This is a genomic window from Bacillus sp. CDB3, from assembly GCF_002081505.1.
GTDB classification, from domain to species: domain Bacteria; phylum Bacillota; class Bacilli; order Bacillales; family Bacillaceae_G; genus Bacillus_A; species Bacillus_A cereus_AT.
Genome location: NZ_ALBR01000060.1, coordinates 122,288 through 136,724, shown reverse-complemented (window position 1 = coordinate 136,724; position 14,437 = coordinate 122,288). Strand labels below are relative to the sequence as shown.

The window sequence follows — 14,437 nt, the reverse complement described above, 5'->3', positions numbered from 1 at the left end:
GAGATAAAAATGCCCATTATACAAATTCAAATAATAGAAGGTAGAAAGCAGGAGCAAATTCAAAATCTAATATTTGATGTTACAGAGGCAGTTGCGAAAAACTTAGATGTAGATGTTGGACGAGTGCGTGTTTTAGTGAATGAAATCCCGAGTTCACATTGGGGAGTAGGAGGAAGGTCTAAAGCTAGTTTAGATGAAAAATAGGTGTTAACAAAAGCAATTTTCATTCATTTTAGAATGGGGATTGCTTTTGTTGTTTTGAAAATTTTTAATAATATGTTAAAATCTAATCTTGGTTTTAAGTTGATAAGGGGGAATAAGCATGCAAATACTACTAATACGCCACGGAGAATCAGAAGCCGACATTTTAAATGTACATGAAGGACGAGCTGACTTTGAATTAACAGAAAAGGGAAGACAGCAAGTACAAAGACTTGTACAGAAAGTGAAAGCGGATTTTCCGCCAGATTTCATTTGGGCAAGCACATTAAAACGTGCTCGAGAAACGGCTGAAACATTAGCTGAAGCGATTCAGTGCCCAATTCAACTAGAAGAAGAGTTAATGGAGTTTAATAATGGGGTACAGGCAGGGTTATCATTTGAAGAAGCGAAAAAATATCCAGAGCCAAAATTTCTTCATGATCGTTTTGAAAATGGGGAATCATTTATTGAATTTAGAATGAGAATAGAAGGAATCTTTTCTAAAATCGTGACAGAGAATACATATGACCGAATTGCAATTGTTGCACACGGTGGTGTAATAAATAGTATTTTACGAGCGTTTTTCCAAATGCCAATTAGCATGGACTATTATTTTAAAATGGGAGATACGGGAATTAGTTTGATTGAACTTACGGATAAACAGAAAACTATTCATTTTATAAATGATATAAATCATTTAGATGGAATGTAAGAGGATATGTACAAAGTCGTATTTTTTGATGTTGACGGTACTCTTTTAAGCGAGATTGATAGAAGTATGCATGAAAGCACAAAAGAAGCGATACAAAGGTTAATAGATAAAGGAATTCACGTAGTTGTTACAACAGGGAGACCATATAGTTTATGCTCACAATTTAAAGAGCTGGGCATAAATACGTTTATTTCTGCAAATGGTGCACATATAAAATGTGCTGATGAAGTTGTACATAAATCGGTACTTTCAAGTGAAATTCTTCATGATATTTCAAGTTTTGCTGAATTACATGGTCATAGTGTTTCTTATTTTACAGAAGAATTTGTAATGAATGGTATTGCCTCAAAAGACGAACGTGTAATACGAGCATTAAATGAAACGTTAAATTTAGAGCATTATCCTGACAAAGTTAGAAACTTATCAGAAGAGATTTATTGTGTATGTCTGTATGCTGATGAAACAGAAGCTCAAAAATTCTTTGAAAGATATCCAGCACTTACGTTTGAACGTTTTCATGGTTACGTTATGAATGTGTTGGAAGATAATAAAGTATCGAAGCTAACTGCAATTCAAAAGCTATTGGAACATCTAAACATTTGTAAATCAGAAGCAATTGCTTTTGGAGATGGTGGGAATGATATTGAGATGTTACAGTATGTAGGATTAGGAATTGCGATGGGGAATGGCGGAGAAGAGTTAAAAACAAGAGCAGATTTCGTTACAAAGAAGGCGAGTGAAGGTGGTATTTTATTTGCCTTAGAGAAGTTTCATGTCGTCTAACATACCTTTATTGAAATAAAGGTATGTTAGGATCTTTAATGTGCTCGCACAATAAAATATGAATTTGACCGCGATGATGATAAAAATGTGCAACAATTTCAAGCAACCACTCGAATCGAGAGTAAGAAATACCCCAATAAGCAGTCATAATTTCCGCTAATTCTTCATTGGAATAGGATAAAAAAGTTTTAGAAAGTAAATCGTACCCCTGTATCATCGTTTGTTGCATTTGAGTAATTGTTTTTGGTGTTTGTTCTATATAAAAGGTATGTAACTCTTTTTCCGAAATACCATTTAATACGAGTAAATCCGCATGGGAAATAAGGGGAAGATGTGTATACATTTCAAATAATGAACGCTTTGATGCAATCGGTTTTATTATTAAATCACTTTCAGTATATTGGTTCAGTATTTGAATAGAAGTATCGACAGCAACTTTAAGTTGGTGCAACGCAGATTGTACAAACATTGTAATTCTCCTCATCTCCGTATATAATAGTTTCTTAAGGGTATTATATCATACTCAAAATTCCGAAAATTCTAGTAGTTTGACTAGCATATTGAAAAGTATTATATTGTAAAAGGTCATATGAAACGTGAAATAGAATGGAATGTAATTATTGAGTTAGGAGTTAGACCAATGAGCTTGAAATATGGAAGAGATACAATTGTTGAAGTTGACTTAAATGCTGTAAAACATAATGTAAAAGAATTTAAAAAACGTGTGAATGATGAAAATATTACAATGATGGCTGCTGTAAAAGCGAATGGGTATGGCCACGGAGCAGTTGAAGTTGCCAAATCTGCTATCGAAGCAGGAATAAACCAACTTGCAGTTGCATTTGTAGATGAAGCAATAGAATTAAGAGAAGCTGGAATCACTGTCCCGATTTTAATTTTAGGCTATACATCAGTAGCAGCTGTGGAAGATGCAATTCAATATGACGTTATGATGACTGTTTATAGAATTGAAGATTTACAAAGTATAAATGAAATTGCAAACCGTCTTCAAAAGAAAGTACAAATTCAAGTGAAAATTGATACAGGAATGAGTCGTATCGGTTTACAAGAAGAAGAAGTGAAACCATTTTTAGAAGAATTAAACCGTATGGAGTATCTGGAAGTGGTAGGAATGTTTACACATTACTCTACCGCTGATGAAACTGATAAAGCATATACGAATATGCAAACAGGTTTATTCGAAAAAGCTGTAAATACAGCAAAAGAATTGGGAATTCATTTTCCATATATTCATAGTTCAAACAGTGCAGGATCAATGGAACTTAGCAACACATTTCAAAATATGGTTCGTGTCGGTATTGGAATCTATGGAATGTATCCTTCAAAAGAAGTTGATCATACTGTTGTAGCTTTAAAACCAGCGTTGTCTTTAAAATCAAAAATAGCTCATGTTAAACATGCGAAGAAAAAACGTGGTGTTAGTTATGGAAATACGTATGTAACAACGGGTGAAGAATGGATTGCAACTGTACCGATTGGTTATGCGGATGGTTATAATCGTCAGTTGTCTAATAAAGGACATGCACTAATAAACGGAGTACGAGTACCTGTTATTGGCCGTGTTTGTATGGATCAGCTTATGCTTGATGTTACGAAAGCAATGCCAGTACAAGTTGGAGATGAAGTTGTATTCTATGGTAAACAAGGCGAAGAAGAAATTGCGGTAGAAGAAATAGCAGATATGTTAGGGACAATTAACTATGAAGTTACATGTATGTTAGACAGAAGAATTCCACGTGTTTATAAAGAAAATAATGAAATGACTGCTGTTGTAAATATATTAAGAAAAACTGAATCGTTATGATTCAGTTTTTTTATTTTTGACAAATGAAAAATGTTCTATTTGTACCATGTAGTTGAATGTTTTTAAATCCTACAGATTCCAACGAAGAAATTATTTCTTCATTGGAGTAACAAGCTTCCTCAAAAGAAAAGTCACTTCTTTTCCAATTATCATTTATGTCATGTTTAAATAGAATGAAATTCATCTCTGCTCTGTGAATTTCGTTATCATAAGTGGAATCGATGGTACAAACATATTCGCGTTCTGAAATATGAAAGGACGCACTCCAACTTTCAAGAAAACCTTTCTCCATATTCATATCAAATGCAAATGTACCTCCATCATATAATGCTAAATAAACATGATGAAAAGTGTTTTTTAGCTCATCTAATTTCATTATATGATTTAAGCTATCACCGGCTGAAATGACATAGTGGAATTTCTCATTTACTTTGAAAGAGCGTGCATCATCGACGATGAAGGATGCATCTGGCGCGTTTTGACGTGCGTGTTCAATCATTTGAGCAGAACCATCTATACCAGTTACTATAAAATTATTATCAATTAGTTTCCTAGTAAGATATCCAGTCCCGCAGCAAAGGTCTAATATACGGGAGTGGGAAGCTGCATCTTGTAAAACGAATTTATGATAGGCTGGATAAGAGTGTTCTGCAAAATGTCCCCAATGTTTATTATAGATGTCTGCAAAAACATCATAATCAGAATAAATTAGTTTTTTAGACATATGTATTCTCCTCAAAATTCATTAAATTATAATAGTCATGCTTCGTTTTAATTTCAAAACCACATTGTGTATATAGTTTTAAAGCATTGTTATTTTTCGTTTCGACGTCTAATTCAATTGTTGAAACTCCTTCTGTAATAAGGGTATGTACCATATAACTAAGAATATCTTTACCATATCCTTTACCTTGATAAGAAGGATGAACTGCGAATCCTGATAGTGTAGTAGATTGCTCTTGCTCAGTAACGGTAATCGTTCCTATCACTTTTTCATCGATAAGGGCACTGTAAACTTGATGGGAAGGTGAATTCATCATTTTCTGTAACCATGTAGCGGTATTTTCTACAGAATCTCCAAAGGCTTTACTGGAAATTTCAATAAGATTAAGAAGTGATTCTGAAGATGCAAGAGTGAGCTGTATAGTATTCTTTGTTGTTTTTTGCACTTCTTTTGCTTTGAACTCCATACTATATTCACTATATAAATAAGGTAACTTCATTTGTTTTGCAAATTCTTTCCCAGAAGCAGAATCCCCATTCATAATAAGAAGAGCTTCATCTGCCTCCCTTATTCGTATTTCTTTCATTGCGGTTTGTAAAAGAGTAGTGCCTATATGTTGTTTCCTATAGTTCGGATGGACAAACCCTATTAACTCCAGTTTTGTCGGTCTTTCAAAGTCATACATACTTAATGCACTGATTAATTGTGTATCATCATAAAATAGAAAATCATTTATCTCTTCTTTATTACGAGCAGTTAAAAAGTTTATATGTAAATCTGACGAGTAATCAATTTGATCGTGTTGTCCGCAAATATGAGATAAATCTTTCATTTGCTGAATTTCGTTTGCTGTTAAAGATTTCTTTTTTTCAATATTCATTTCACAATTCCTCACAATCGTTTTAAAAATAGGATGGGTGACATAACCACTTTTCTAATTCCACACTACCTTGAACAGATAATAAGCGATATAAATATCGGTAGGGTTGTCTACATTCTTCAAGACAAGGAATAGGCATAATGGTTTCATAACCTTGTTTAAAAGCATGAGCCTCTTTTTCTGTAAGTACATATTCTAATCCGATAAAATCGAACTCTCGTGGAGCAATTGCATAAGCTTCTGTATCTACTAAACCAGTAATAGATTCTCCATCTGATAAAAACTGAGTAGGATCCATATCAATTAAAACGAGTGTAGATTCCTTCGGTGACGGCAAGGAAGAGAGCTGTGATTCAAACGTATGAAATGCGTTATGTATACTCATATTATCGGAATAAAATATATTCACAAGGTTCTTGCTTACTTTTAAAATATGAGATTTAAATTCTTCAAGTGGAACTTGGAAAGTACCAGAAGGGTTTCCTGCGAAATTAGCTTTAAATGAATGAATCTCTGCTAGTCCTTTTCCAAGGCTGAATAAAATAGAATCAGGTTGTCCAATAAATGATTGAAGCGTATTTCCTGCTAGTTTTTCGGCGATAACATACTCTCGTCCATCTAAAACATGTTTTTGTAAAATAGTCGGGATGGGTATGGTAGTGTGTTTTTTCAATAATGTGTGAACCGTTTCTAAATGATGTACATTTCTTGGATCAATTCCAAATAGGTTTTGGCATCCCAACCAAAAATCATTGTTTGGCTCTTCAGTCATTTTTGAAGAGCGAACGATAACTTCTTCAGCCGCTGTTTTTACGAGAAACACGTCGCTTGCATGGTCTTCATAGCTTGGATGTAGTGCTTGGGCGGATAGGATTGGAGAAGTGAATAATTGTTGTAACATGTAGATTCTCCTTTTATTCTGTAAATTCGATAAATTAATTATATAACATAATGTAAGTATGAGGGGGAATTTAGGGTTGTAATTATTTCTGTATGAAAGCTAGCAATGCTACATAAGAATTACCAAAAAGGTGAAAAATGTGTGTATATAAAGCAATTTCTTTGTATTCGCGAAAAAATTTAGTTATGATAATACTAAGAAAATATATAAGTTTTGGGGGTAATGAATGAAAAAATTATTTGAATACGTATTATTAACAATTGGCTCCATTATTGTAGCGGGTTCACTAGAGCTTATTTTAGCGCCTAATGGCTTAGTAGACGGTGGGGTAACCGCGATTGCTATTATGGCAAATAAAGTTGCTGGATTACCGCTTTACGGAGTGTTTTTAGGACTTAATATCCCGATTTTACTATTTACTGCAAAAGTAATGGGAAAGAAGTTTTTCATCCGCACATCCTATGCAAATGTTGTTACAACACTCGGATTGATTTATTTAAAACCATTTCCAGCAATTACGACTTCGGAATTATTAATTGTACTTTATGGAGGAGTTCTATTTGGTGTTGGTGTTGGGATTGTTGTAAAAATGGGCGGAGCAATTGATGGATCAGAAATGTTAGCTGTTTGGATGAACAAGCATTTTAAAGTACCAATTAGTACATTTTTACTTGCTGTAAATGCAGTTATCTTTGTATTTGTTGCTATTTTATTTTCAATTGAGCAAGCGATGTTCTCATTAGCAATTTTCTATATTGTTACGAAGATGATAGATTTCATATTAGACGGTATTAATCAAGGAAAGAGCGTCATGATTATTTCGAATAAAAATAAAGAAATTGGCGAACTGCTTATGAAAGAATTACAACTGTCTGTTACGTATCTACATGGAGAAGGTGGTTTTTTAGGAGAGCACCAGAGAATTATTTATTGTATTACAAACCGTTTCATTTATCCAAAAATGAAAGATCTCGTTCTCTCTGTAGATCCAAGTGCTATAATTGAAGCTTCTTATTCAACAGAAACAACTGGTGTAAAGCGTCCAGGAAGGACAGCAAAATCAGGGCAAGTATCAGAAAAATAGTGAATGAAAATAACTCCACGTAAGTATAACTTACGTGGAGTTATTTTTCAGAGTGTTGGGAAACCCTTTAGGGTTCCCAACACTCTGAAATCTTTTTGATTTTAGCAAATGAAAACAACATAAAATAATAGAATTTAGAAAAATAGCCCTCCACCAGACCCTTTTTGGTCAGATGGAGGGCTATTTTTTTCATATTTTGACAAGCTGAGGTGAGATAAGCCTGCATTTGGACAGACTTCAGCCCCCGAAACCGAGCATATCGATAGCCATGGAGTTCTTTGGCGTCCGCAAAGCTTCGCTCTATAGTTGAACAGCGTACTTTATACAACTTTTTCCCTGTAACTGTTAGCTTGTTTTTTCTAGCGATATCTTTATATTTCTCCCATACATGATGAGTGATAACTTTTTGTTTCTGTTTCTTTGAAAAGCACACCTCACGTAGCGGACAAACAGCGCAGTCTTCTGGATTCGATTTATATTGACGATATCCTTCGCGATCCGTTGTCGCATACTCTAAAATACATCCCATCGGACAAGCAAATGCATTCATTTCTTCTACATATTTAAATTGGCTTTTCGGTACTTCTTTATTTCGCTTTCCAAATCGGCGATACCCCATCACCATAAATATATTTCTTTCTGATAATTTCTTACAGATATAACCTGTAAAATAGCCTGCATCAAGAGCTACAGCTTCCACCTTAAATCCGAATTTATTAATTTGAGCTTGTAGACGTGCTAAATACGGCTCGGAATCTGCCATATTTCCAGCCGTTATATAGGTATCTGTAATGATATTGTACTTCGCATCAGTTGTACGATGATCTAAGAAATGAAAACCGTTCGGTTTTCCATCTCTCATTAAAAATCCACTATCTGGATCCGTAGTGCTTATACGAGTTTTTTTAGTAGGGGTATCACTTTCCTTTCTAGGTTTTAATTCTTTTTTCCGTGTACCTCACGATCTTCGATTACCGCAGCTTCTAGTTCATCTATATAAAACTTTGCCTTTTCTTTTTTATATTTATGTACAAATTTATTTTTATTAGCATTGGCCTTAATATGTGTAGAATCTGTCATCAGTGCACGTCCTCCCACCATCCGGTTCTCCGTCGCTTGCCTCACAATCTCATCAAAAATTTCTTCGAAAATATTTGTATGAATAAAACGGGTACGGCGATTCCAACTGATTGTAGAATGATCTGGAATAGTATCTGATAGAGAAAACCCTAAAAACCAACGGTAGGCGATATTCGTTTTAATCTCCTTTTCCAATTGACGCTCAGAACGAATACCATAAAAATATCCAATAAACATCATTTTGAATAAAACGATAGGATGGATTGACGGACGTCCATTGTTTTCACAGTAATAAGGGCGTAACTTCTCCTCAATAAAATCAAAACGAATTGTCGCTTCAATCGCACGAAGGAAATGATCTTGTGGAACTAACTCTTCTACAGAAACAGATACACGTTCATCGCGATGATTTTTTAAAGCACCCATCATAAGAAATCTCTCCTTTTCCTCTTTTTTATCAGTGTTGACACATAAAAAGAGGTTCAGACACAAAAACAGGCTGTGGAGAAGACTTTCTCCACAGCCTGGAAAATAACTCCACGTAAGTATAACTTACGTGGAGTTATTTTTAGTTAGGGAACCAGCCTTTTTTCAGTAATTTGACAACCGTTTCGATACTATCTTCGGGAATACTGCCGAAACCGAGTAATACATATGACGCCTCTCTTAAATTATGTACAGTATCATATGTAGAGAGTGGGTACAATTTGATTCGCTGTTTTGCAGCAGCATGAATAAGTTCTTGTTCGTTCATCCCATTATGAACATGAAGTACGATATGAAGCCCTGATTGTTCACCGAGTATATGAACGTTATTGCCCATTTCGTTTGTAATAGATTTAACTAAAGAAATATGTTTTCTTTTATATAACGTACGACTTCGATTAATATGGCGTTCCCAATCCCCATTTTGAATAAAGGTTGCAAAGGCAAGTTGCTGCAGGGTAGAAACAGTTTGTTTAAACATGCCTCCAAGCGCTTTATAGATTTTTAAAAGATGAGGTGGTAAGACGATATATCCCATTCGTAAAGAAGGTAAAAAGGATTTCGAGAAAGTCCCCATATAAATAACACGTTCATTTGAATCTAGTCCCTGTAAAGAGGGGATAGGTTTTCCTACATAACGAAATTCCCCGTCATAATCATCTTCAATAATATATCCTTCGCAATCATTGGCCCATCTTAATAATTCGAGCCTTCTAGATAATGGCATAATCATTCCAAGAGGAAATTGGTGAGATGGAGTGACGTATGCTACATTAGCACTTGATTCACGTAAAGCTGAAATATGAATCCCTTTATCATCTAGAGGTATAGGGTGAACAGGAAGAGCAGAACTTTGAATCATAGCAGTTATACGGTGAAATCCAGGGTTTTCGATTCCATATTCTTTTTTTGAACCAAGCAGTTGGAGTAGTAGCCAAAGAAGAGGTTGCGTACCGGCTCCGATAATAATTTGATCAGGTGTAGAATGTACCCCGCGAGCATGATATAAATATTTTGAAATATGTTCTCGTAGAATGAACTCACCTTGAGGATCTTCTCCAGCAAATAAATCATTTTCATACTGGAATAAAGTTTCTTGTAATGCTCTTTTCCAGTTTGTAATTGGAAAAGCTTTTTGATCAATAAGGCCTTGGCTACAATCATAGTCATATTGTTCATTTTTAATATTGTTAGCGCTGTTTGACGCAACGTGTTGTTTATTTTGAATGACATCAATATCAACTTCCACAACAAAAATCCCACGTTTCGGTTTACTTTCTACATAACCTTCAGCCAGTAATTGTTGATAAGCAGATTCAACAGTAATACGACTAACATTAAGTTGTATCGCTAAATTTCTGTGAGAAGGAAGGCGTGTACCGGCAGGTAGTAATCCCTGAGAAATTTCTCGTTTCATATATTCGTAAATTTGTAAGTAAATTGGTGTTTTACTTTCTAATTGTAATGGGATAGTAAGATCCATTTTAAGAATTCTCCTTTAAAAACTGACCATATAAAAAATAATCGAACTGTCACTTAAGTTAAGGGCAGTTACTTTTTATAATGATAATATAACATTTAGAAAATTTAATAAATAGCAAGGAGAGAATCATAATGAATATTAGAGAAGTGGTAACAGAAGCTGATTTACATGATGTATTCCCTGTATTACAGCAATTACGAACAAAAATTTCAAGAGAAGAAGCAAGTTCTTTATTTCAAAAAATGAAAAAAGAAAATTATAAACTACTCTCGTTACAGAATGAAGATGACGAAGTTGTTAGTCTAGCTGGTGTAGCGATTTGTACGAATTTTTATAATGAAAAACATGTTTTCGTATATGATCTTGTAACTGCAGAAGCTCACAGATCAAAAGGTTATGGTAAGGTTCTGCTGTCATATGTAGAAAAATGGGGGGAAGAAAAAGGGTGCAGTTCTATCGTTCTTACATCAGCGTTTCCAAGAGTTGATGCACATCGTTTTTATGAAAGAGAAGGCTATGATAAGGTAAGCTATTCTTTTTATAAAGAATTATAATATTAAGGGGGTTCTATGTGTGAGAACATATGGAACCTCTTTTAATTTAGAGTTGAAGAATGAGGAGGGTTAATTACTTATTTTGTCGAATAGTCTCTTTATAATTGAGACGATAATATTGAATTAAAAGAAAGTTAGGGGAGTTTATACTTGGAAAAAATTCAGAAACTATTAATCCCAAAAGGTGTAAGAGTTATCGTAATATCTGATATTCATGGCGAATTAAATCTTTTAAAGGAATTATTACATAAAGTTAATTTTAAAGATGATGATTATTTAATTATAAATGGCGACCTTTGTGAGAAGGGGAACGATAGCATTGGCGTCGTAAACTATGTGATGGATTTAGTAGTTAGCAAGCCGAATGTTTATGTAGTTGAAGGAAATTGTGAAGTTGTAGTTGAAGCGCTTGTAAATGAAAATCCTGCGCTAATAAATTATTTATGTACGCGAAAAAATACAATTTTTAATGAATGGATAGGGCAATTGAACATTACAGTTAATGAAGAAAGTGATATTCGTGAAGTGAAAAACATATTGATGAGCCATTTTTCACAAGAAATAAAGTGGCTAACAGAATTACCAACTGCTATTGAAACTGAGGAGTATATCTTTGTACATGCTGGCCTTGAAGATAGAGAGGATTGGAAACGAACAGACAGGAAAAATGCAATTGCAATGCCAGAGTTTTTTTATAGGTCACACAGAGCGGATAAGTACGTAATTGTTGGACATTGGCCTGTTGTGAACTATTCCGATGAGGCGCCGTCTAACAATCCAGTTATTGATAAAGAGAAAAAAATTATTGCGATTGATGGTGGTAATGCGATTAAAGAAGCAGGGCAATTAAATGCATTTATTATTCAGAGGACAACTTCAGGTGATACGTTTTCTTATACGTATGTAGATCATTTTCCACAGTATGAAGTATTGGCCGATTTTAATGCGAATTCAGTAATGCAGGGCGGGGTTACATATCCGCATTATTACATAGAACCAGTGGAGAGAAGGAAAGGTTTTACAGTATGTAAACAACTAGGAACAAATGAATTACTTCATGTGAAAAACGAGTATATAAAGCAACTTGAATCAGGTGAGTATACAGTGAAAACGGATATTTCTTGTTCTCAAATAAGTGTAAAAAAAGGTGATGTAGTAACCCTTATTGATGATAGCTGTATAGGATATGATTTAGTCAAAAAAGATGGTGTGGAAGGATGGATTGAGAAAGGGATAATACTTAAGATAAATAAGAATGAAAGTAAAATGTTTTATAGCTAAAATAGGAGGGATGTAACCTCCTATTTTTTATTAACTGTTTTACGATTTCATTTTCTAATTAACTTTTTAAATTAGTAGACTGCTTACTGTCTTTAATAAGTAAATAAATCGTACTCGGTAGAATGACAAGTGTCATTCCTAAAATAATTACCAGTATCCCATAACCCCTATACGGGGCAGGAACTATAAACGGAAGAAAAGCTAAAAAAATACCAGCTATCATCATAGAAATACTACAAATATTTGAAGCTCTTTTTTCAAGATGCTTATGATTCCATTCCAATGAAACTGTTGATTTAGTCGTATCAATTTTGGAACTGAAATAGCCTATTAATATAAATAATAAACTTAATGCTAAAAATATTAGATGATCAAGTGGAAGTGAGAAGCCAAGGGCAATGAGGGCAATGACAATATCGACAAAAAATAAGAATAGTAAAATCGTATTACCGATCCACAGAAGAAATTTCTGGTTACTCATTGCTTTAGATAATGCTAAAAATAAAAAGAATATAAAAGAACATATAATTATATTTACGATAACAAAAGTGATTTTATCCATTGTTGATGTTGGATTTCCATTGAAGTCCCATTTCGTTACAATGCTTGATGGTAAGAAGAAATAGAGAATAATATTAGTCGTAATAATAGTAATAAAAAGACCGATGCTTAATCGATTATTCAACGTATCACCTGCTTTCTACATAAATAATTCGTATCTTATAACAAAATTATACAATATAGAGTAGAGTTTTGTTTTGATTTTTCTGAAAAAATATTATAATTGTATATGAAATAAAGAGGAATGTAGGAGGAAATTATGCAAAACGTTATATTAAAAGGGAACAAAGTGACAATTCGTACAATAGAAGAATCAGATATAAAAGCATTATGGAGCTTCATATATAAAGAAGAAAATCCAGAGTGGAAAAAATGGGATGCACCGTACTTTCCGTTCTCAATGCAAGAATACTCGTCCTATAAAGAAAAGATGCAAACTCGTTTAAAAGAAGAACCGTTATCAAATCTTATTGTGGAAAATAATGGTCAAATTATTGGGGCAGTAAGTTTTTATTGGGAACATAAACCGACGCGTTGGTTAGAAATGGGAATCGTAATTTATGACCCAGCATACTGGAATGGTGGCTACGGTACAGAAGCATTAACATTATATAGGGACTTACTATTTGAAAATATGGAGATTGGTAGAGTAGGGCTTACAACTTGGTCTGGCAATGAAAGAATGATGAAAGTAGCAGAGAAAATAGGAATGAGCTTAGAAGGAAGAATGCGAAAATGCCGATATTATAACGGAATATACTATGATTCTATTCGAATGGGAATGATTCGTGAAGAGTGGGAAGTGCTATGTGCAACGAAGGGGTGAGGAAGCGTGTACGCTATTATTGCTACATTTGATTGTGTGTTTACTAATAAAGTTAGAGAATTGCAAAATGAATTAACGAATATAATTGAAACAAATGAACTAGCCGGAGTAGAACCACATATAACATTGGCTGATTATAAAGAGTTAGATGTTAATTTATATACGAAGAGATTAGAGGAGTTTGTAGCTTTTCAAGAGAATGTTGTTGCAGTAAATTTTCCTTCTGTTGGAACTTTTCCTACTAACGGAACTATCTTTCTAGCACCGACTATTACCGATGAATTATTAAGACTTCACCATTTTTATCATGATCATTTCAAAACTTTTCATGATAATCAAAAGTCCTATTACGTACCAGGGAGGTGGGTCCCACATTGCACAATTGCAAATCAGTTAAATGTAAATCAGTTTTTAGGTGCAATAGAGTATTTATATGAAAAGTTTGAAATAACAAGAGCTTCAATTGAAAAGTTAAAATTAATTAAGGTGAATTATGAAAATGGTTCTGCCATTTCTTCTAGTATATTAGCAGAATATAATTTAAAGAGAATGGAGACATCAAGATGACATATGTAATTAGAGAAATGAAGCAAGAAGATATTCATGCTGTACAAAACGTAGCAAAAATAGCTTGGCATGATACTTACGAAGGAATTATTCCGAGAGAGATTCAAGATAGTTTTTTAGATGAAGCCTATTCTGATGAAAAAATGAAATATCGTCTTAAAAATACACATTTGTTCGTTGCAGAAGAAGAGGGAGAAGTAATTGGATTTGCGAATTTTTCACCTGTTAGACTGCAAAATGAAGCAGAATTAGGTGCGATTTATTTGTTACCAGATCAGCAAGGAAAAGGGATAGGAAGTGCTTTGTTAAAAAGAGGGATTAAGGGACTAAAAGGGATTCGGAAACTGTACATACATGTAGAAGCAGCAAATGAAAAAGGAAAGCGTTTTTATGAAGCGAAAGGTTTTGCGGAATTAGAGCAATTTGAAGAGGATTTTGAAGGACATATGATGCAGACAGTAAGGATGGTTTTATACATATAGGGAGGAG

General features: G+C 33.9%; 17 protein-coding genes. 10 read left to right on the top strand and 7 right to left on the bottom strand.

The window, feature by feature from the left end:
* The first annotated feature begins 3 nt into the window (after positions 1 to 3).
* The 3 genes from CDB3_RS13995 to CDB3_RS13985 all read left to right on the top strand — a co-directional run bounded on the left by CDB3_RS13995 (position 4) and on the right by CDB3_RS13985 (position 1,696).
* Positions 4 to 204: a 4-oxalocrotonate tautomerase gene (locus CDB3_RS13995; RefSeq protein ID WP_256869815.1), complete on the top strand. Its 201-nt coding sequence runs from the start codon at positions 4 to 6 to the stop codon at positions 202 to 204.
* Positions 205 to 322: 118 nt separating this feature from the next.
* On the top strand, positions 323 to 913 hold the full coding sequence (locus tag CDB3_RS13990; protein WP_128854904.1) for a histidine phosphatase family protein: 591 nt from the start codon (positions 323 to 325) through the stop codon (positions 911 to 913).
* A 6-nt stretch (positions 914 to 919) separates the two neighbouring features.
* On the top strand, positions 920 to 1,696 hold the full coding sequence (locus CDB3_RS13985) for a Cof-type HAD-IIB family hydrolase (RefSeq protein ID WP_128854903.1): 777 nt from the start codon (positions 920 to 922) through the stop codon (positions 1,694 to 1,696).
* 7 nt (positions 1,697 to 1,703) lie between these two features.
* Here CDB3_RS13985 and CDB3_RS13980 read toward each other — a convergent pair whose 3' ends face one another.
* Positions 1,704 to 2,165, bottom strand: a complete 462-nt coding sequence (locus tag CDB3_RS13980) for a DinB family protein (RefSeq protein ID WP_128854902.1) — start codon at positions 2,163 to 2,165, stop codon at positions 1,704 to 1,706.
* A gap of 171 nt (positions 2,166 to 2,336) precedes the next feature.
* Here CDB3_RS13980 and alr point away from each other — a divergent pair, with 171 nt between their 5' ends.
* The gene (gene alr / locus CDB3_RS13975) at positions 2,337 to 3,521 is read left to right on the top strand and encodes an alanine racemase (RefSeq protein ID WP_128854901.1); all 1,185 of its coding nucleotides are present in this window, start codon (positions 2,337 to 2,339) and stop codon (positions 3,519 to 3,521) included.
* Positions 3,522 to 3,531: 10 nt separating this feature from the next.
* Here alr and CDB3_RS13970 read toward each other — a convergent pair whose 3' ends face one another.
* From CDB3_RS13970 to CDB3_RS13960, 3 genes are read right to left on the bottom strand one after another with little or no spacing between them, the layout of a single operon-like run.
* Positions 3,532 to 4,245, bottom strand: a complete 714-nt coding sequence (locus CDB3_RS13970) for a class I SAM-dependent methyltransferase (RefSeq protein ID WP_128854900.1) — start codon at positions 4,243 to 4,245, stop codon at positions 3,532 to 3,534.
* Positions 4,238 to 5,125: a GNAT family N-acetyltransferase gene (locus CDB3_RS13965; RefSeq protein ID WP_128854899.1), complete on the bottom strand. Its 888-nt coding sequence runs from the start codon at positions 5,123 to 5,125 to the stop codon at positions 4,238 to 4,240. Before CDB3_RS13965 ends, CDB3_RS13970 begins: the two co-directional genes overlap by 8 nt.
* Before the next feature lie 22 nt (positions 5,126 to 5,147).
* The gene (locus CDB3_RS13960; protein ID WP_128854898.1) at positions 5,148 to 6,026 is read right to left on the bottom strand and encodes a protein kinase family protein; all 879 of its coding nucleotides are present in this window, start codon (positions 6,024 to 6,026) and stop codon (positions 5,148 to 5,150) included.
* 226 nt (positions 6,027 to 6,252) lie between these two features.
* On the opposite strand from CDB3_RS13960, the gene CDB3_RS13955 reads away from it, so the two are divergent.
* The gene (locus CDB3_RS13955) at positions 6,253 to 7,110 is read left to right on the top strand and encodes a YitT family protein (RefSeq protein ID WP_070139185.1); all 858 of its coding nucleotides are present in this window, start codon (positions 6,253 to 6,255) and stop codon (positions 7,108 to 7,110) included.
* A gap of 67 nt (positions 7,111 to 7,177) precedes the next feature.
* Here the strand turns inward: CDB3_RS13955 and CDB3_RS13950 are convergent.
* Both CDB3_RS13950 and pdxR read right to left on the bottom strand, forming a co-directional pair.
* A protein-coding gene (locus CDB3_RS13950; RefSeq protein ID WP_372708522.1) for an IS1182 family transposase occupies positions 7,178 to 8,619 on the bottom strand; the annotation gives its coding sequence in 2 pieces (ribosomal slippage) (positions 7,178 to 8,058 and positions 8,058 to 8,619; 1,443 coding nt in all).
* Between the two features lie 139 nt (positions 8,620 to 8,758).
* Positions 8,759 to 10,159 (bottom strand): MocR-like pyridoxine biosynthesis transcription factor PdxR, encoded by a 1,401-nt coding sequence (gene pdxR / locus CDB3_RS13945; RefSeq protein WP_128854897.1) that lies wholly within the window; start codon positions 10,157 to 10,159, stop codon positions 8,759 to 8,761.
* Between the two features lie 131 nt (positions 10,160 to 10,290).
* On the opposite strand from pdxR, the gene CDB3_RS13940 reads away from it, so the two are divergent.
* On the top strand, positions 10,291 to 10,713 hold the full coding sequence (locus tag CDB3_RS13940) for a GNAT family N-acetyltransferase (protein ID WP_002127030.1): 423 nt from the start codon (positions 10,291 to 10,293) through the stop codon (positions 10,711 to 10,713).
* A 150-nt stretch (positions 10,714 to 10,863) separates the two neighbouring features.
* Positions 10,864 to 11,994: a metallophosphoesterase gene (locus tag CDB3_RS13935; RefSeq protein ID WP_128854896.1), complete on the top strand. Its 1,131-nt coding sequence runs from the start codon at positions 10,864 to 10,866 to the stop codon at positions 11,992 to 11,994.
* A gap of 58 nt (positions 11,995 to 12,052) precedes the next feature.
* Here CDB3_RS13935 and CDB3_RS13930 read toward each other — a convergent pair whose 3' ends face one another.
* Positions 12,053 to 12,679, bottom strand: coding sequence for a DUF1648 domain-containing protein (locus CDB3_RS13930; protein WP_128854895.1), 627 nt, complete (start codon positions 12,677 to 12,679; stop codon positions 12,053 to 12,055).
* Between the two features lie 135 nt (positions 12,680 to 12,814).
* Between CDB3_RS13930 and CDB3_RS13925 the strand changes: the two genes are divergently transcribed.
* From CDB3_RS13925 to CDB3_RS13915, 3 genes are read left to right on the top strand one after another with little or no spacing between them, the layout of a single operon-like run.
* On the top strand, positions 12,815 to 13,381 hold the full coding sequence (locus CDB3_RS13925) for a GNAT family N-acetyltransferase (RefSeq protein ID WP_128854894.1): 567 nt from the start codon (positions 12,815 to 12,817) through the stop codon (positions 13,379 to 13,381).
* 6 nt (positions 13,382 to 13,387) lie between these two features.
* The gene (locus CDB3_RS13920; RefSeq protein ID WP_128854893.1) at positions 13,388 to 13,948 is read left to right on the top strand and encodes a 2'-5' RNA ligase family protein; all 561 of its coding nucleotides are present in this window, start codon (positions 13,388 to 13,390) and stop codon (positions 13,946 to 13,948) included.
* The gene (locus tag CDB3_RS13915; RefSeq protein WP_128854892.1) at positions 13,945 to 14,430 is read left to right on the top strand and encodes a GNAT family N-acetyltransferase; all 486 of its coding nucleotides are present in this window, start codon (positions 13,945 to 13,947) and stop codon (positions 14,428 to 14,430) included. Before CDB3_RS13920 ends, CDB3_RS13915 begins: the two co-directional genes overlap by 4 nt.
* Positions 14,431 to 14,437 lie beyond the last annotated feature (7 nt).

Coding starts and splice junctions, on each gene's coding strand:
- CDB3_RS13990 (WP_128854904.1), top strand. CDS start 323: ATGCAAATACTACTAATACGCCACGGAGAATCAGAAGCCGACATTTTA.
- CDB3_RS13985 (WP_128854903.1), top strand. CDS start 920: ATGTACAAAGTCGTATTTTTTGATGTTGACGGTACTCTTTTAAGCGAG.
- CDB3_RS13980 (WP_128854902.1), bottom strand. CDS start 2,165: ATGTTTGTACAATCTGCGTTGCACCAACTTAAAGTTGCTGTCGATACT.
- alr (WP_128854901.1), top strand. CDS start 2,337: ATGAGCTTGAAATATGGAAGAGATACAATTGTTGAAGTTGACTTAAAT.
- CDB3_RS13970 (WP_128854900.1), bottom strand. CDS start 4,245: ATGTCTAAAAAACTAATTTATTCTGATTATGATGTTTTTGCAGACATC.
- CDB3_RS13965 (WP_128854899.1), bottom strand. CDS start 5,125: ATGAATATTGAAAAAAAGAAATCTTTAACAGCAAACGAAATTCAGCAA.
- CDB3_RS13960 (WP_128854898.1), bottom strand. CDS start 6,026: ATGTTACAACAATTATTCACTTCTCCAATCCTATCCGCCCAAGCACTA.
- CDB3_RS13955 (WP_070139185.1), top strand. CDS start 6,253: ATGAAAAAATTATTTGAATACGTATTATTAACAATTGGCTCCATTATT.
- pdxR (WP_128854897.1), bottom strand. CDS start 10,159: ATGGATCTTACTATCCCATTACAATTAGAAAGTAAAACACCAATTTAC.
- CDB3_RS13940 (WP_002127030.1), top strand. CDS start 10,291: ATGAATATTAGAGAAGTGGTAACAGAAGCTGATTTACATGATGTATTC.
- CDB3_RS13925 (WP_128854894.1), top strand. CDS start 12,815: ATGCAAAACGTTATATTAAAAGGGAACAAAGTGACAATTCGTACAATA.
- CDB3_RS13915 (WP_128854892.1), top strand. CDS start 13,945: ATGACATATGTAATTAGAGAAATGAAGCAAGAAGATATTCATGCTGTA.